At 58.4% G+C, this 16465-nt stretch carries 16 protein-coding genes; 15 read left to right on the forward strand and 1 reads right to left on the reverse strand.

From position 1 onward, the window contains the following. Positions 1 to 298: 298 nt before the first annotated feature. The 4 genes from ruvC to DHN12_RS15435 all read left to right on the forward strand — a co-directional run bounded on the left by ruvC (position 299) and on the right by DHN12_RS15435 (position 3181). Complete coding sequence (ruvC, locus tag DHN12_RS15420; protein ID WP_058273216.1) at positions 299 to 796, forward strand: crossover junction endodeoxyribonuclease RuvC; 498 nt, start codon at positions 299 to 301, stop codon at positions 794 to 796. Then, the gene (gene ruvA / locus DHN12_RS15425) at positions 793 to 1470 is read left to right on the forward strand and encodes a Holliday junction branch migration protein RuvA (RefSeq protein ID WP_108861010.1); all 678 of its coding nucleotides are present in this window, start codon (positions 793 to 795) and stop codon (positions 1468 to 1470) included. The genes ruvC and ruvA overlap by 4 nt, the downstream gene beginning before the upstream one ends. A 4-nt stretch (positions 1471 to 1474) precedes the next feature. Next, entirely contained in the window at positions 1475 to 2494 is a 1020-nt protein-coding gene (gene ruvB, locus DHN12_RS15430) for a Holliday junction branch migration DNA helicase RuvB (RefSeq protein WP_108861011.1), read from the forward strand. 63 nt (positions 2495 to 2557) lie between these two features. After that, positions 2558 to 3181, forward strand: a complete 624-nt coding sequence (locus DHN12_RS15435) for a hypothetical protein (protein ID WP_108861012.1) — start codon at positions 2558 to 2560, stop codon at positions 3179 to 3181. Between the two features lie 16 nt (positions 3182 to 3197). Here DHN12_RS15435 and DHN12_RS15440 read toward each other — a convergent pair whose 3' ends face one another. Then, complete coding sequence (locus DHN12_RS15440) at positions 3198 to 4904, reverse strand: SulP family inorganic anion transporter (RefSeq protein WP_108861013.1); 1707 nt, start codon at positions 4902 to 4904, stop codon at positions 3198 to 3200. 191 nt (positions 4905 to 5095) lie between these two features. Here DHN12_RS15440 and ybgC point away from each other — a divergent pair, with 191 nt between their 5' ends. The 11 genes from ybgC to DHN12_RS15495 all read left to right on the forward strand — a co-directional run bounded on the left by ybgC (position 5096) and on the right by DHN12_RS15495 (position 16414). Next, complete coding sequence (gene ybgC, locus DHN12_RS15445) at positions 5096 to 5503, forward strand: tol-pal system-associated acyl-CoA thioesterase (protein WP_108861014.1); 408 nt, start codon at positions 5096 to 5098, stop codon at positions 5501 to 5503. Positions 5504 to 5614: 111 nt separating this feature from the next. Continuing rightward, entirely contained in the window at positions 5615 to 6310 is a 696-nt protein-coding gene (gene tolQ / locus DHN12_RS15450) for a protein TolQ (protein ID WP_108861015.1), read from the forward strand. Between the two features lies 1 nt (position 6311). Next, on the forward strand, positions 6312 to 6788 hold the full coding sequence (tolR, locus tag DHN12_RS15455) for a protein TolR (protein ID WP_108861016.1): 477 nt from the start codon (positions 6312 to 6314) through the stop codon (positions 6786 to 6788). Between the two features lie 9 nt (positions 6789 to 6797). Further along, positions 6798 to 7898: an energy transducer TonB gene (locus DHN12_RS15460; protein WP_108861017.1), complete on the forward strand. Its 1101-nt coding sequence runs from the start codon at positions 6798 to 6800 to the stop codon at positions 7896 to 7898. Beyond that, complete coding sequence (tolB, locus tag DHN12_RS15465; protein ID WP_108861018.1) at positions 7895 to 9214, forward strand: Tol-Pal system beta propeller repeat protein TolB; 1320 nt, start codon at positions 7895 to 7897, stop codon at positions 9212 to 9214. Before DHN12_RS15460 ends, tolB begins: the two co-directional genes overlap by 4 nt. An 89-nt stretch (positions 9215 to 9303) precedes the next feature. Beyond that, positions 9304 to 9807 carry a peptidoglycan-associated lipoprotein Pal gene (gene pal / locus DHN12_RS15470; protein ID WP_108861019.1) on the forward strand — a complete coding sequence of 168 codons (504 nt, stop codon included), beginning with the start codon at positions 9304 to 9306 and terminating at the stop codon, positions 9805 to 9807. 4 nt (positions 9808 to 9811) lie between these two features. Beyond that, positions 9812 to 10645: a tol-pal system protein YbgF gene (gene ybgF / locus DHN12_RS15475; RefSeq protein ID WP_108861048.1), complete on the forward strand. Its 834-nt coding sequence runs from the start codon at positions 9812 to 9814 to the stop codon at positions 10643 to 10645. Continuing rightward, a complete protein-coding gene (gene tilS, locus DHN12_RS15480; protein ID WP_108861020.1) occupies positions 10642 to 11895 on the forward strand; it encodes a tRNA lysidine(34) synthetase TilS in 1254 nt (417 codons plus the stop codon). The genes ybgF and tilS overlap by 4 nt, the downstream gene beginning before the upstream one ends. A 76-nt stretch (positions 11896 to 11971) precedes the next feature. Next, positions 11972 to 13888 (forward strand): ATP-dependent zinc metalloprotease FtsH, encoded by a 1917-nt coding sequence (gene ftsH / locus DHN12_RS15485; protein ID WP_058273226.1) that lies wholly within the window; start codon positions 11972 to 11974, stop codon positions 13886 to 13888. A gap of 108 nt (positions 13889 to 13996) precedes the next feature. After that, positions 13997 to 14572, forward strand: coding sequence for an MOSC domain-containing protein (locus DHN12_RS15490; protein WP_108861021.1), 576 nt, complete (start codon positions 13997 to 13999; stop codon positions 14570 to 14572). A 165-nt stretch (positions 14573 to 14737) separates the two neighbouring features. Beyond that, positions 14738 to 16414 (forward strand): formate--tetrahydrofolate ligase, encoded by a 1677-nt coding sequence (locus DHN12_RS15495; RefSeq protein WP_108861022.1) that lies wholly within the window; start codon positions 14738 to 14740, stop codon positions 16412 to 16414. Positions 16415 to 16465 lie beyond the last annotated feature (51 nt).

A 16465-nucleotide genomic window follows, 5' to 3' on the forward strand; every position in this document is an offset into this window, starting at 1 on the left:
CGTTCGATCTGAGCGGCATCTAGTGCTGCCAAATCAGCTGTGCAAGTGCGGAAATTGCAACTGTCCTATGCGTTTTTTGCAGAGCTCAAGATTCATTAGAACCCCTTAATTTATTGGCCATTTTTGCTTCATGAAACGTGTCGATTTCAGACTTTTGACTGTCGCAAACTGGCCGTTTTGTCGCGCGTGAAACAGGTCTGTCGTTTTTGCGCTCTCTGTCAATTCGCTTGGAAAATGTTCACGCTTCGTGCTAATCCATAAAAAAGATCACAAAAACTCGAGCAGGCCGGGGCGAAACATGCGGATTTTGGGCATTGATCCGGGGCTTAGGACCCTGGGATGGGGCGTCATCGAATCGCATGGCAGCCGCCTGAGCCACGTCGCCAACGGGCTATGCAAGTCTGACGGGGACGATTTGGGCGAGCGTTTGCTGTCGCTGTACAATCAGATCGTCGAAGTCATTGCAGAACATCAACCCGATCAGGCGGCCATCGAACAGACCTTCGTCAACAAGGATGGGGCTGGTACGCTGAAGCTGGGTCAGGCGCGGGGTGTGGCGTTGCTGACGCTGGCGCAAGCAGGGCTGCCCGTGGGTGAATACGCGCCCAACCGGGTCAAGAAAACGGTTGTGGGCGTTGGGCATGCCGAGAAAGAGCAGGTTCTTCATATGGTCAAATTGCAACTGCCGGGCTGTAAGCCCAAAGGGGCGGATGCGGCGGATGCGCTGGCGATTGCCATCTGTCATTCATATTACGGCGCAGCGCCGCAGGCGCGCGTGAAAGAGGTGCGGGCATGATCGGAAAACTGACCGGACGATTGGACTATCGCGCAGCAGATCACGTGTTGATCGACGTGCGTGGGGTCGGATATCTCGTTTACTGCTCGGACCGGACCATGGCCGCGTTGCCGGGCGTTGGCGAGGCTGTCTCGATCTATACCGATATGGTGGTGCGCGAGGACCTGATGCAGCTTTTCGGGTTTTTGTCCCTGGTCGAAAAGGAATGGCATCGCCTGCTGTGTTCGGTTCAGGGCGTTGGGGCCAAGGTCTCGCTCGCCATTCTGTCCGCGCTGGGTCCGGATGGGGTCAGCCGGGCCATTGCGCTTGGGGATTGGGGTGCCGTCAAAGCGGCGAAAGGCGTGGGCCCAAAGACGGCACAGCGGATCGTGCTGGATCTAAAAGACAAGGCGCCGGGTGTGATGGCTATGGGCGGGACCGTGACCGAAGCGATGGGCGGCCCCGGGCTGGAAGTTGTTGAGTTGTCTGAACCGGCACCAGTGCCCAAGCGGGAGACCAAACCTGCCTCGGGGTCGGCTGCAGCCTCGGCGGGGGCACTGTCAGCCCTTGGCAATTTGGGGTACGGACCATCCGAGGCGGCCTCGGCCGTGGCCGAAGCGGCCGCCAGCCTGCCGGATGCAGGCGAGGCTGAATTGATCCGGGCGGCGCTCAAGTTGCTGGCTCCGAAAGGGTAACTGAATGGTAGACGCCGATCCCACATTGCGCCCCGAGCCCTTGCCCGAGGATAACGACCGCGCCCTGCGTCCGCAGGGGCTGGACGAATTCATCGGTCAGGCCGAGGCGCGGGCCAATCTGCGCATCTTCATTCAATCCGCGCGTATGCGGAGCGAGGCGATGGATCACACGCTGTTTCATGGCCCTCCGGGTCTGGGTAAAACGACGCTGGCGCAAATCATGGCGCGCGAGTTGGGGGTGAATTTCCGCATGACCTCGGGGCCGGTTCTGGCCAAAGCAGGTGATCTGGCGGCGATCCTGACCAATCTGGAATCCCGCGATGTGTTGTTCATCGACGAAATCCACCGTCTGAACCCGGCCGTCGAAGAGGTGCTGTATCCAGCGATGGAGGATTTCGAGCTGGACCTGGTGATCGGCGAAGGCCCGGCGGCGCGCACGGTGCGGATTGAGCTGCAGCCGTTTACTTTGGTTGGTGCGACGACGCGGATGGGCTTGCTGACCACCCCATTGCGCGACCGATTTGGCATTCCGACGCGGTTGCAGTTTTACACAGTGGACGAGTTGCACGAGATCGTTACTCGCAACGCCCGCAAACTGGGCGCGCCGGCTGATGATGCAGGTGCCAGAGAGATTGCGCGCCGATCGCGCGGGACCCCGCGGATCGCAGGGCGATTGCTGCGACGGGTAGTGGATTTTGCCATCGTCGAGGGCGATGGACGTATCACCCTGGATCTGGCGGATGGCGCGCTGACGCGGTTGGGTGTGGATAATCTGGGCTTGGATGGTGCCGACCGGCGATACCTCAAGCTGATCGCTGAGAACTATGCCGGTGGTCCGGTCGGGATTGAGACCCTGTCGGCAGCGTTGTCTGAAAGCCGCGATTCGCTGGAGGAAGTGATTGAGCCCTATTTGTTGCAGCAAGGCCTGATCCAGCGCACGCCGCGCGGGCGGATGTTGGCGCAGAAGGCTTGGGCTCATCTGGGTATGGCGGCTCCTAAGGGGCAAAACGATCTGTTTGGTTGAAGCTGCGGCCTTTAAATTTTATGCCTTCGGCGAGAGTACTTTCGAAAAGATGAAGGATTGGGCGTGACCCCCGAAGACATTCAGTCGTTGTTCACCCGTGAAAGCGGAGAGTTTCTGTTCGCGCGTTGGGGGCGGCCCATCGTGCCCATCGTCTTTGGGGTCGAGGAGGAAACTCTGACCACCGTCAAGGGCGCATTTGAGGCCGTGGTAAGCCTGGCCGATCATAAGATGGCCGAAACGGATCCGGAACTTGGTGCGAATTGCATGGTGTTCTTTTTCCGCGACTGGAAGGAACTGCTGGAAGTTCCCGATCTGGATCGGCTGGTTCCCGGTCTTGCGCCGTTAGTCGATCGACTGATCGCGGCGGATGCCAATCAGTATCGGGTGGTCCGGTTTGAAGAGGACGGTGCGATCCGGGCTGCGTTTGTCTTCCTGCGCATGGACAAAGAGCTGTCCAAGATTCCGGCAGAGACTTTAGCGCTCAGCCAGGTGGTGCAGACCATTTTGCTGTGGTCGGACACTGCGTTCAGAACGCAATCGCCGCTGGCGGTTGCCGAGGGGGTGACGATCCTGCGCCCGGACATCGCTGGGCTGATCAGGGCAGCCTATGATCCGGTTTTGCCGGGGGCAGCGCAGGATCCGGCGCATGGCTTGCGATTGTTTGCACGAATGCAGCAGTCGCAGTGATTTAAGCTGAGATCATCTACGATTTGGATGTGTTGCGGTGTTGAAAAGCGCTTAACAAGTCGCTTCCCGTGTCGAAGAAAGCGTCGTTGCCCACCAAATCGGTCACGCCGTACCTGTCCAACTCTGACCGGACATGCGGTTCGACCAGGAGGAAAACCAGCCTGATGTTCTTCTCCTGCATGAGATTGAGAACATTGCGCAGCGTATAGCCTGCGGTGAAGTCCACGTCATCGATGGCCGAGGCTTCGATGCAGAACCAACGTACTTTGTTATCTGAATCATGGGTGATTGTCGCAATCTCATCCGAAAGCCGCTGTGCATTCGCGTAGTAAAGGCTGTGAGAGAAGCGATAGATGACAAGCCCGGGTTCGAATTGGTTCGGTGCAGGAATGGGTTTCGAATGCCAACCACCGTCTTTGGTTTTGACGATCACTGAATTTTTGGGGCGGTACCCGCGGCGGGTATGGTCGATCAATGACAGTACCATCGCAAAGATGATACCCTGTTCGACCCCCACGATAACGACAACTGTAGCCGTGGCGACAGCAATCCAAAATTCGGACCGGGCTTGCCGGTAAATTGCAATCAGGCCTTTCAGGTCGATCAGCTTCAGGCCGATCAGGAACACGACTGCAGACAGTGCCGCATTCGGCAGGTAGGCCAGTGGGCCGGTCAGGAACAGTATGACCACCAAGACGATCAAGACGGTAGTCAGTTGTGCCACCTGACTGCGGCCACCGGCGCTGGCCACCATCTCGGTTTTTGTTGGGCTGCCATTTACCACAAATGTGCCCGTAAATGCCGCTCCCAGATTGGCCAGACCCAGCCCGACAAGGTCTGTGTTCTCGCTGAACTTCTCTTCGTAGCGCGCCGCATAGGCCCGCGAGGTTGCAGCACTTTGGGCCAGGATCACAACGAAGATTGACAGCGCGGTTGGCAGCAGCTGTTTGAACAGGGTCCAGCTCCAATCCACGTTCGGGACAGAGAGCGCAGGCAAGCCGCTGGGAACCGAGCCCAGTACCGCGATGCCGGATGCTGCGAATTGGAACGCCCAGCTGCATAGGATTACCCCAAGTATGGCGAATAACGGGCCGGGTAGTCTCGGTGACAGCTGCCGGCATCCGACGACGATCAGCAGAACTGCCGCCGCCGCCGCCAATGTGGGCCAGCTTGTCTGGTCGATGTTCTGAATGGTTGCCTGAAGCTTGGCGATGGTCCCGTGACCGTCGCTTTCGATCCCCAAAAGCCCCGGTATTTCACCGGTTGCGACCTGAATGCCCACGCCTGTCAGGAACCCGACAAGAACTGTCCGGGATAGGAAATCAGCCAGAAACCCTAAGCCGATGATGCGTGCGGCAATCAACAAAACTGCAGCCATCAGCGCCAACAGGGAGGCCAGCGCCAGATACTCGGACGAACCCGACACTGCCATGCCAGCCAGGGCAGAGGCCGTAATCGCCGCCGTGGCAGAATCCGCGCCCACAACAAGATGGCGGGACGAACCGAACAGCGCAAACAGCGCCATTGGGATAAGGATGGTGTACAACCCAGTCACAACCGGTGTGCCTGCGATCTTTGTGTAGCCCATGACCTCGGGGATCGCGAGGCAGGCAAAAGTCAGGCCTGCTAAAATTTCCGCAGGCAAAGTCGCGCGGTTGAATGGCAAGACGCCTTGAAGGACTGGAAGAAAGAACATCCTCTCTTCTTTTTGTCCTTTAGCCATTGAAACTCCTGTTGAATTCACGTGGGTTGGTTGAAATTCTAGAGGGCAAATCGTAGAAATTCGATAGCAGACTTGGGAAGGTGCGGAATTTGCCCCCACATGGGGATTGCAGGACCCGCGGCAACCATGCATCTGTTTCAAAGCAGGATTTGCCCCGCGCGTTACATATTTGAGAGACCGGACTTGATAACATGGCCAATGAAGCTGATGCGCCCCACAAGCATATCTTTCCGATCCGGGTCTACTATGAAGACACCGATATGGGCGGGGTCGTATACCACGCGAATTACCTCAAGTTTATCGAACGCGCGCGATCTGACTATGTGCGCCGTCTGGGCAATGATCAGAACGCGATGCGCGATGGCGGGATCGTCTGGGTCGTGCGCCGGATCGAGGCCGATTATCTGGTCCCGGCAAAGTTCGATGATGAGCTGATCGTTGAAACTTGGCTGTCGTCAATCTCTTGTGTGCGGCTGACCATGGGGCAGTTGGTCAAGAGGGGGGAGACCGAGATATTTCGCGCCTCGGTGACTGCTGTTTGCATGAACGCGCAAGGCAAGCCGGTCCGCCTTCCGGCAGAGATTCGCGCATTGATGTAACAATTTGTCGGTCAGGGGTGGTTATGTTGGCTTTTCATAACCAACTGCGATAGCGTTTGGAAAAACAAGGCCAAACGAACGGCCGTCAGGCAAAAAACAAAGAGCAGGTTCATGGAAGCTGAAACGCTGGCGCTGGCGCAGGAGATCGATTTCTCCATGTGGGGGCTGTATGCCCGCGCGACCTTTGTCGTCAAACTGGTGATGTTGATGCTGATCGCTGCATCCATCTGGTCTTGGGCGATTATCATTCAGAAATTGATCAACTATCGCGCGGCCCGCCGCGAGGCGCAGGTGTTTGACGAGGCCTTCTGGTCTGGCAACCCGCTTGATGAGTTGTTCGAACATACCGGATCGCAGCCCGACGGCAGTTCCGAGAAGATTTTTGCCGCTGGCATGATCGAATGGCGCAGGTCGCACCGAACGGATGGTGGGCTGATCGCGGGGGCCACTGCGCGGATTGACCGTTCGATGGACGTGGCAATCGCCAAAGAGTCCGAGACATTGCAAAAAGGCTTGCCCATTTTGGCGACGGTGGGCTCGACCGCGCCGTTCATTGGCCTGTTCGGGACCGTTTGGGGCATCATGAACGCGTTTATTGAGATTGCCGAGCAGCAAAACACCAACCTGGCCGTTGTGGCACCCGGCATTGCCGAAGCGCTTTTGGCCACGGGCCTGGGTCTGTTGGCTGCGATCCCGGCGGTAATTTTCTACAACAAGCTCAGTTCAGACAGTGATCGGATCGTGGGTGGCTACGAGGCTTTTGCCGACGAGTTCGCCACCATCCTGTCGCGTCAGTTGGACAGCTAAGATGGGTGCGGCGGTTCAGCAGAACGGAGGCGGGAACGGGCGCAGACGCGGCCGTCGTCGCGGGCGGGCGCAGCCGATGGCCGAGATCAACGTGACGCCTTTTGTAGACGTCATGTTGGTTTTGCTGATTATCTTTATGGTGGCGGCACCGCTTCTAACCGTTGGCGTGCCGGTGGACCTGCCCAAGACGGCGGCAAGCGCGTTGCCGGGCGATAACGAAGAACCGCTGACAGTCACGATGACTGCAGAAGGGCGCGTTCAGATTCAAACCACCGATGTTGCCCGCGAAGAGTTGATTGGCAAGCTGCGCGCCATTGCGGCAGAACGCAGCAGTGACCGGGTGTTCCTGCGCGCGGATGGCGCGATCCCTTATGCGCAGGTTATGCAGGTTATGGGTGCGCTGAATGCAGGTGGGTTTTCCAATGTGGGGCTGGTGACCGATACCGGCGGCCCCGCGTTGGACGAAGGTGGAGAGTGAGGCCGCGCGGTGGATACCGGCACCAAGATCTCGGCAATTGCCCATGTCAGTTTGATTTCGTGGGCTCTGTTTGGCGGCACCTTTCGGTCCGAACCATTGCCTATGCCTGTTCAGGATATCTCGGTGATCTCGGCTGAACAGTTCGCAGCAATGACGGCTCAGAGTGAGGCGCCTGAGCTGCCTACGCCAACTGCCCTGCAACAGCCCGATGCGCCCGAGGAAGAAATCCCCACCCCTGAACCGGTGGAGCAGGAACCTCCGACGCCTGAAGTGTCTGAGCCAAATGAACCAGAGCCAGAGCTGGAACCAGAACCGCTGGCCCCTCCTCCCGAACCGGTCGCGATCGAACAGCCCCCCGAATTGGCCCCCCCAGAACCCGAGGCCGTCGTTTTGCCCACCCCGCCAGGGCCCGAGGCACAGCCGCAGCCTGCGGACAAAGTAGCGCCTGAACCTGTTGCGCCGCCGCCGCCCGAGGCCACGCCAGATGATATTGAATCCCCGGCTGTATCGCTGGACGAGGGAGCTGAAACTCAGCAAGAACAGCAGGATCAAACGGCACCCGAAGAGGCCACGGATGAAATCGTGACCGAGGCGGAAGAAGCCAAGGAATATGCGCCGCGCAGCTCTCCGCGCCCGCTGGTGCGGCCGAACCGGCCGACGCCGCCGGCGCAGCCCGAAGTGGCCGAGACCGAAGAACCGATCGAACCAGAGCCCGCGCCAAGTGATGAAACCGCGATCAACGACGCACTGGCCGAGGCGCTGGGGCAGAGCAGCGAATCGTCTGGTCCACCCCTGACTGCGGGTGAGAAGGATGCTATGCGACTGGCTGTGTCGAAGTGCTGGAACGTTGGTTCTCTGTCCACGGACGCACTGCAAACGGTCGTTGTGGTCGGGTTCTCGCTGACGCCGGATGGCAAGGTGCTCGGCGGCAGCCTGCGCATGCTGGACAGTTCCGGCGGTAATGATGCGTCTGCAAGACAAGCCTACGAGGCCGCCCGGCGAGCGATTTTGCGCTGCGGGGCCAAAGGATACACCCTGCCTGCTGACAAATACGAACAATGGCGGGATATTGAGATTACATTCAATCCCGAGAGGATGCGGATCAAATGATGAGATTTCTGACCAGCCTGTTGCTTGGCCTGACAATTTTGGCGGCGCCTGTGTATGCACAAAGCGGACCACTGCGTCTTGAGCTGGATCAGGGGATTATCGAACCCTTGCCTTTTGCGGTGCCGAATTTCGTGCCCGACGGGCCAGCAGCCACACAATACGCAAACGACTTATCGCGCGTCGTAGCGGCGGATCTGACGGGAACCGGACTGTTCCGTGAAATTTCTTCAGACGCGTTCATCAGTCGGGTCAGCAGTTTCGAAGCCCCAGTGCAATTTGCCGATTGGAAGGCCATCAATGCTGAGGCCCTGGTGACGGGAGCAGTCAATGTCTCGGGCAAGCGCCTGACTGTGCGGTTTCGCGTTTGGGACGTGTTCTCGGGTCAGGAATTGGGCAATGGTCTGCAGTTTTCCGGCACTACAGACGGCTGGCGGCGCATGGCGCACAAAGTGGCCGATCAGGTTTATAGCCGTGTGACCGGCGAGAGCGGTTACTTTGACAGCCGCATCGCGTTTGTGTCCGAAAGCGGCCCCAAGAACCAGCGTCTGAAGCGTCTGGCAATCATGGATTATGACGGCGCAAACGTTCAGTACCTGACCGACAGTGCCGCGATTGTTCTGGCGCCACGCTTTTCGCCCTCGGGCGATCGGCTGTTGTACACAAGCTATGAAACCGGTCAGCCGCGCATTTATGTTTTGGACGTCGATCGCGTCAAACGGACCGAATTGAAGACACAAGACGGTACCATGAGCTTTTCGCCGCGCTTTTCGCCCGACGGCCGTTCCATTCTGTATTCGTTGATTCAGGGTGGCAACACGGACCTGTGGAAAATGGATCTGGCCTCGGGGCAAAGCGTGCGCCTGACGAACACGCCTGCCATTGAGACCGCCCCCAGCTATTCTCCGGACGGGTCGCAGATCGTGTTTGAAAGCGACCGCTCTGGCACACCTCAACTGTACATCATGCCTTCAAATGGCGGAGAGGCGACCCGCATCAGCTTTAAGCAGGGGCGTTATGGCACACCTGTCTGGTCGCCGCGTGGGGACCTGATCGCCTTTACCAAACAGAACAAGGGCCGGTTCCATATCGGTGTTATGCGGACGGATGGCAGCGAGGAACGCCTGCTGACCTCGTCCTTCCTGGATGAGGGGCCAACATGGTCGCCGAATGGTCGCGTCATCATGTTCACCCGTGAATCGCAGGGCGCAAGCGGTCGGGCGACACTGTATTCGGTGGATATCTCGGGTCGGAACCTGCGCCCGGTACGTACACCGGATGGTGGCAGCGATCCATCCTGGGGACCACTGCAGAAGTGATCGGGGCAGGGGGTTGGAAAAGTTCACAAATTTCCTGCACTGTGATAACAGAGACAGCAATAAAGCAATAAAACGACGAGGCACCTGAAATGAATGTATTGAGCAAAGTCATAGCATTGGGCGTGCTAAGTGTATTGGCCGCCTGTACCAACAACGATCCTTCGGCACTGGGCGGTGGCGCGGGCGGTAACGGCTCGATCCTGCCGGGTTCGCCCAGCGACCCTCAGTCACCGGCCTATTTCCAGCAAACTGTTGGTGACCGCGTGTTGTTTGAGGTCGATCAATCGACCCTGACCGGGCAGGCGCAGACGATATTGCAGGGACAGGCAGACTGGCTACTGGCCAATACGGATTTCGTCGCCACGATCGAGGGTCACGCGGACGAACAGGGTACTCGCGAGTATAACCTGGCTCTGGGCGCGCGTCGCGCGAATGCGGCGCGTGAATACCTGATTTCACGTGGGGTCGCGGGCAACCGGTTGACCACCGTCAGTTTCGGAAAGGAACGTCCGATCGAGATTTGCAGCACCGAGGAATGCTATTCCAAAAACCGTCGTTCGGTGACGGTCCTGACCGGTTCAACTTTGGGGTAAGATGATGCGAATTGCAGGATGGGTTCTGGCTGTGGTCGTGGCGACTGCGGGCGTGGCAGGTGCACAGGATCAGCAAACCCTGGCGGATATCCGTCAGGAGCTTACGGTGCTGCATGTCGAGGTTCAACGCCTCAAGCGCGAGTTTTCAACGACCGGATCTCCGGCACCCAATCTGGCTGGCAGTTCCGTTTTGGAACGTGTTGACGCCATTGAGGCTGAATTGCAGCGCCTGACCCGTCAGACCGAACAGTTGAACCAGCGTGTGCAAAACATCGTCACCGACGGGACCAATCGGATCGGCGATCTGGAATTCCGGTTGGTGGAACTGGAAGGCGGCGATCTTAGCACGCTTGGTGAGACCTCGACCCTGGGTGGCGAAACCGAAATCACCGCTGCGGCTCCCGCAACACCAGCAAACCCGACGGCACCGGCACCGACCGAACAAGGTGAACTTGCAGTGGGTGAGCGCGCGGACTTTGATGCCGCATCACAGGCGCTGGCAGATGGCAACTATCAGGCCGCAGCGGAGCAATTCGCCACATTCGAAACCTCGTATCCCGGCAGTCCGCTGGCCCCCGAAGCCAACCTGAAACGAGGGCGGGCGCTTGTTGGGATCGGTGACACGCGTGAGGCCGCGCGGGCCTTTCTGGCCAGCTTTACCGGCGATTCCGAAGGTGCATTCGCACCCGAGGCGCTGTTTGAGTTGGGCTCGGCGCTGGGGCGTCTGGGTCAGACCGATCAGGCTTGCATCACCCTTGGCGAGGTGGGCGTGCGCTTCCCGTCTTCGGCCTCGGCCACCAATGCCACACAGGAAATGGCAAGCCTGGGCTGTTCTTGACCGAAAACGCTGAAGAACTGCGGGCCGAGATTCGGGCGCGTTTACCCAAGACCCTTCCTTCGCGTCTGGGTGTGGCTGTCTCTGGCGGGGGCGATTCTGTCGCTCTGCTTTTGCTGTTGAATGATATTGCCCAAAACGAGCAGGTTAGGCTGTTCGCAGCGACCGTTGACCACTGTTTGCGCCCCGAGTCCGCAGTCGAAGCGCAGGAAGTAAGCGAGCTTGCCGCGCGTATGGGTATCACGCATCAAACGTTGAAATGGACAGGGTGGGCCGGTCAGGGGAACCTTCAGGATCAGGCCAGACAGGCGCGTTATCGGATGTTGACCGAATGGGCCACACGCAATGCGATCAGCGCGATTGCGTTAGGCCACACCGCGGATGATCAGGCCGAAACCTTCCTGATGCGACTGGGCCGCGCAGCTGGTGTTACGGGTCTGTCGGGCATGCCGGTTGAACGGATTTTGGATGGCGTGACGATGTTGCGGCCGATGCTTGGTATAACAAGGCAAGCATTGCGTGGCTATCTGTCTGGTGAGGGAGTTGGCTGGATCGAAGATCCCTCGAATCAGGACCTCCGGTTTGACCGGATCAAGGCACGGCAGGCCTTGTCTGACCTCAAGGATTTGGGAATCACGGCCAGTTCTTTGACCCGAGTCGCAGAAAACCTTGCGCAGGCGCGTGAGGCGTTGGAGCGTTTTACGCAGGAATCCGCCCGAAAAATCGCCGTGGTGGAAACCGGTGATGTTTGCTTGGATCGCACCGCCTTTCAGTCTTTGCCTCAGGAAATCCAGCGCCGGCTTGTGATCGGCTGCATCGCATGGATTGCCGGAGCGGGGTATCCACCACGCCAAACGTCGGTGGATCAGGCTGTGAAGGCTGTTGAAGAGGGTACCGGTACGTCGATCAATGGCTGTTTGCTTGTCCCAAAGGTCAATAAAACGTGGGTTTGCAGAGAACTAAACGTAGTTCAGGGCGAAATCGCGCGCCCAGGCGAGCCGTGGGACAAACGCTGGATTCTGTCAGGACCTTCGACTGCTGGTATGCAAATCCGCCCGTTAGGCGAGCAGGGCCTGCCAAGGGTTCCAGATTGGCGGGATTTGGGTAAACCGCGTCAAGTCTTGTTGGCCTCACCCGCTGTTTGGCTTGCGGATGAACTGGTGTCAGCGCCAACTGCCGGGTTCGTAAACGGATGGACGGCTGAATTGGCCCCAGGAACGCCCGAGTTTCATTCTTCTTTTTTATCGCATTGAACCTCCTTGAATCATCTCTATTTTATAGAGCAACCCGGCAGACCCCCATCTGCCGAAATCTTTTGGGAGACTTTCCTTGGGCAACGCTCGTAACATCGCCTTCTGGGTCGTTCTGTTTTTGCTGATCCTTGCACTGTTCAATTTGTTCAGCGGACCAGGCGGGACGCTTCAGAGCAATGAAAGAACTTATTCTGATTTCGTAACGGCCGTTCAAGCCGACGAAGTCAAGAATGTGACTCTGGATGGCGAACAGATTCGCTATACCACGCAAAGCGGTGCCAGCTATGTCACCATCAAACCCGGCGATGCTGAGGTCACCAAACTGCTGATCGACGAGAACATTCCCGTTCGCGCCGAGAAACAGCAGCAATCCGGTTTCCAGTCGTTCCTGATCACGCTGCTGCCGTTCCTGCTGCTTATTGGTGTTTGGGTTTACTTCATGAACCGGATGCAAGGCGGTGGAAAAGGCGGCGCGATGGGCTTTGGCAAGTCCAAGGCCAAGATGCTGACCGAAAAGCATGGCCGCGTGACATTTGACGATGTCGCAGGCATCGATGAAGCTAAGGAAGAGCTGGAAGAGATCGTGGAATTCCTGCGCAACCCGCAGAAGTTCAGCCGTCTTGGTGGCAAGATCCCGAAAGGCGCGCTGCTGGTTGGCCCTCCGGGCACCGGTAAAACGCTGCTGGCCCGTGCGATTGCTGGTGAGGCGGGTGTGCCGTTCTTTACCATCTCAGGTTCTGACTTTGTTGAGATGTTTGTTGGTGTTGGTGCATCCCGTGTGCGTGACATGTTCGAACAGGCCAAAAAGAATGCACCCTGTATTGTGTTCATCGACGAAATCGACGCCGTGGGTCGCCATCGTGGTGCCGGCTATGGCGGCGGGAACGACGAACGCGAACAGACACTCAACCAGTTGCTGGTTGAGATGGACGGGTTCGAGGCCAATGAGGGTGTGATCATTCTGGCGGCCACCAACCGTAAGGACGTTCTGGACCCTGCGCTGCTGCGCCCCGGTCGTTTTGACCGCAACGTGACCGTCGGCAACCCCGACATCAAAGGCCGTGAGAAGATCCTGGGCGTGCACGCGCGCAAGACGCCTCTGGGCCCCGATGTCGACCTGCGCATCATCGCGCGTGGTACTCCGGGTTTCTCAGGCGCTGATCTGGCGAACCTCGTGAACGAGGCCGCACTGATGGCTGCCCGTGTTGGTCGTCGCTTCGTCACCATGGAAGACTTTGAGAACGCTAAGGACAAGGTGATGATGGGGGCCGAGCGCCGTTCGATGGTGCTGACGCAAGACCAAAAAGAAAAGACCGCTTATCACGAATCTGGTCACGCGGTCGTCGGTCTGTCGCTGCCGTTGTGCGATCCGGTCTACAAGGCGACCATCATTCCGCGCGGTGGCGCATTGGGTATGGTGGTGTCGTTGCCGGAAATGGACCGTCTGAACTATCACCGCGACGAATGCGAGCAAAAGCTGGCCATGACTATGGCAGGCAAAGCCGCCGAGGTGATCAAATACGGTGAAGACCACGTCTCAAACGGTCCCGCCGGTGACATCATGCAGGCCAGCCAGTTGGCCCGTGCCATGGTGATGCGCTGGGGTATGTCTGACAAAGTCGGCAACATTGATTATGCCGAGGCGCATGATGGCTATTCGGGCAACACTGCTGGCTTCTCGGTTTCAGCGCATACCAAAGAGCTGATCGAGGAAGAGGTGAAACGCCTGATCCAGCAGGGTTATGAGCGCGCGCACAAGATCCTGTCCGACAAGAACGAGGAATGGGAACGTCTGGCGCAAGGCTTGCTGGAATACGAAACCCTGACTGGGGACGAGATTAAGCGTGTCATGAATGGCGAATCGCCGACCGATGGTGATGACGAGGGTGACAAGCCGGATGAGGGCAGCGCGCCCAGCGTTACGGCCATTCCCAAGACCAAGGTCAAAAAGACCCCGCCCGACGGTGGGATGGAGCCGGAACCTTCGGCATAAAGAAATCAGACCCGGGCCAAGTCCCGGGTCTTTTCTTTTCAGCTTTTCATTTGGCCCGGTCTGACTTTTAGTACGATTTTGACGGCCCGCAGCCTAAGGGGATTTCAAATGCCGGTATTGCGAGAAACAGAATTCACGGATGAAGTTGCTTGGCTGGGTCATGTGCCCGCGGGTGGTTCAATCCGGGCCAAAGCGGTCGATGTTTTGGATCTGGATTTCTCAGGGGACAAAGGCGAACGGCACGAGGGTCTCAACCGGGCCTCATGTGTCAGGGTCAAGAATCTGTATCCGCAAGGCACTGAAATCCGCAACGTGCGCCAATTGTCTGTTCTGTCCGCCGAGGAAATGGATTCCACCGCCAACGAGATGGGGCTGGATCGGTTGGACCCGTCGTTTCTGGGCGTCAGCATCTTGTTGCGCGGCATTCCGGACTTTACACATCTTCCGCCATCCTCGCGTTTGCAGGGCCGCGACGGTGTCACGATAACCGTGGATATGGAAAACCGCCCCTGCGTCATTCCCGGGCGTGAGATCGAAGCCGATCAACCCGGGTACGGGGCGTCCTTCAAGTCCGCAGCACAGGGCCGAAGGGGTGTGACCGCGTGGGTGGAACGACCCGGACAACTGCGGTTGGGGGACCAGATGAGCCTGTTCGTTCCGGATCAGCGGGCGTGGGCGCCCTAAGCGTCAAGCGTTTTCGATTTGAAACCGGTGAAATGACGCTACGCCGTTTCATGGCTTGAATATGTCGGAATCTCTATCCATCGGGATTGTACACAACGGTATGGATTGACCAGCACCGGCCCAGCTGCGCCGGTTTGCAGGGAATTCAACCGGGGGTTTTGCCCAATGAGCTATAAATCGGACATTGAAATTGCGCGCGAGGCGCAGAAGAAGCCTATTCAGGAAATCGGCGCTAAGATTGGCATCGATTCTGCTGATCTGCTGCCCTATGGCCATGATAAGGCGAAGGTGAGCCAGGAGTTCATCAACTCGGTTCAGGGTCGAGAAGACGGCAAGCTGGTGCTGGTCACCGCGATCAACCCGACGCCTGCGGGTGAGGGTAAGACGACCACAACCGTTGGTCTGGGTGATGGTCTGAACCGCATTGGCAAGAATGCGATGATCTGCATTCGCGAAGCCTCGCTGGGCCCGAACTTCGGCATGAAGGGCGGCGCTGCAGGGGGCGGTTACGCGCAGGTTGTGCCGATGGAGGAAATGAACCTGCACTTTACCGGGGATTTCCACGCGATCACCTCGGCGCATTCGCTGCTGTCGGCGATGATCGACAACCACATCTACTGGGGCAATGAAGCCGAGATCGATGTACGCCGCGTCGCATGGCGTCGCGTGGTCGATATGAATGACCGTGCCCTGCGTCAGATCACGGCGTCCCTGGGTGGTGTGTCGAACGGCTTCCCGCGCGAAACCGGCTTTGACATCACCGTGGCGTCCGAGGTCATGGCGATCCTGTGCCTGTCCAACGACCTGAAGGATCTGGAAAAGCGTCTGGGTGACATCATCGTGGCCTACCGCCGCGACAAGACCGCTGTTTACTGCCGCGACATCAAGGCCGAAGGCGCAATGACCGTGCTGTTGAAAGACGCGATGCAGCCGAACCTGGTGCAGACGCTGGAAAACAACCCGGCATTCGTCCACGGTGGCCCGTTCGCCAATATCGCGCACGGCTGTAACTCGGTCATTGCCACCAAGACTGCTTTGAAAGTGGCTGACTACGTTGTGACTGAGGCTGGCTTTGGGGCCGATCTGGGCGCTGAGAAGTTCATGAACATCAAGTGCCGTAAGGCGGGCATCGCGCCGTCTGCAGTGGTGCTGGTTGCCACCGTGCGTGCGATGAAGATGAACGGCGGCGTTGCCAAGGTCGATCTGGGTGCGGAAAACGTCGACGCGGTCAACTCAGGCTGTGCCAACCTAGGCCGTCACATCGAGAACGTGAAATCCTTTGGCGTGCCGGTTGTAGTTGCCATCAACCACTTCGTCACCGACACCGATGCAGAAGTGCAGGCGGTCAGCGATTATTGCGCCGAGCATGGGGTTGAGGCGGTTCTGTCGCGTCACTGGGAACTGGGCTCGGAAGGCTCTGCGCCGCTGGCCGAGAAGGTTGTCGAGATCGTCGAAGGCGGCAGTGCCAACTTCGCACCGATCTACCCCGATGACATGCCGCTGTTCGAGAAGATCGAAACCATCGCCAAGCGCATCTACCGCGCCGACGAGGTTCTGGCCGACAACAAGATCCGCAACCAGCTGCGTGAATGGGAAGAGGCCGGATACGGCAATCTGCCGGTCTGCATGGCCAAGACGCAGTATTCGTTCTCGACCGATCCGACCTTGCGCGGCGCGCCCACCGGTCATTCGGTTCCGGTGCGTGAGGTACGCCTGAGCGCGGGGGCCGGCTTTATCGTGGTTGTCTGCGGTGAGATCATGACCATGCCCGGTCTGCCACGCAAACCGGCTGCGGAAACCATCTGCCTCAATGACGCAGGTGAGATCGAGGGCTTGTTCTAAGCCGCCGAATAGGACATCTCGTGGTCCGGGGTTTTCCCGGGCCATGAGGAG

Origin of the sequence: Ruegeria sp. Alg231-54 (assembly GCF_900143525.1) — a bacterium.
Taxonomy (GTDB): domain Bacteria; phylum Pseudomonadota; class Alphaproteobacteria; order Rhodobacterales; family Rhodobacteraceae; genus Ruegeria.

Excerpts from the sequence above, each read along its gene's own strand:
- ruvC (WP_058273216.1), top strand. The coding sequence starts at position 299 with ATGCGGATTTTGGGCATTGATCCGGGGCTTAGGACCCTGGGATGGGGC.
- ruvA (WP_108861010.1), top strand. The coding sequence starts at position 793 with ATGATCGGAAAACTGACCGGACGATTGGACTATCGCGCAGCAGATCAC.
- ruvB (WP_108861011.1), top strand. The coding sequence starts at position 1,475 with ATGGTAGACGCCGATCCCACATTGCGCCCCGAGCCCTTGCCCGAGGAT.
- DHN12_RS15440 (WP_108861013.1), bottom strand. The coding sequence starts at position 4,904 with ATGGCTAAAGGACAAAAAGAAGAGAGGATGTTCTTTCTTCCAGTCCTT.
- ybgC (WP_108861014.1), top strand. The coding sequence starts at position 5,096 with ATGGCCAATGAAGCTGATGCGCCCCACAAGCATATCTTTCCGATCCGG.
- tolQ (WP_108861015.1), top strand. The coding sequence starts at position 5,615 with ATGGAAGCTGAAACGCTGGCGCTGGCGCAGGAGATCGATTTCTCCATG.
- tolR (WP_108861016.1), top strand. The coding sequence starts at position 6,312 with ATGGGTGCGGCGGTTCAGCAGAACGGAGGCGGGAACGGGCGCAGACGC.
- tolB (WP_108861018.1), top strand. The coding sequence starts at position 7,895 with ATGATGAGATTTCTGACCAGCCTGTTGCTTGGCCTGACAATTTTGGCG.
- pal (WP_108861019.1), top strand. The coding sequence starts at position 9,304 with ATGAATGTATTGAGCAAAGTCATAGCATTGGGCGTGCTAAGTGTATTG.
- ybgF (WP_108861048.1), top strand. The coding sequence starts at position 9,812 with ATGCGAATTGCAGGATGGGTTCTGGCTGTGGTCGTGGCGACTGCGGGC.
- DHN12_RS15490 (WP_108861021.1), top strand. The coding sequence starts at position 13,997 with ATGCCGGTATTGCGAGAAACAGAATTCACGGATGAAGTTGCTTGGCTG.
- DHN12_RS15495 (WP_108861022.1), top strand. The coding sequence starts at position 14,738 with ATGAGCTATAAATCGGACATTGAAATTGCGCGCGAGGCGCAGAAGAAG.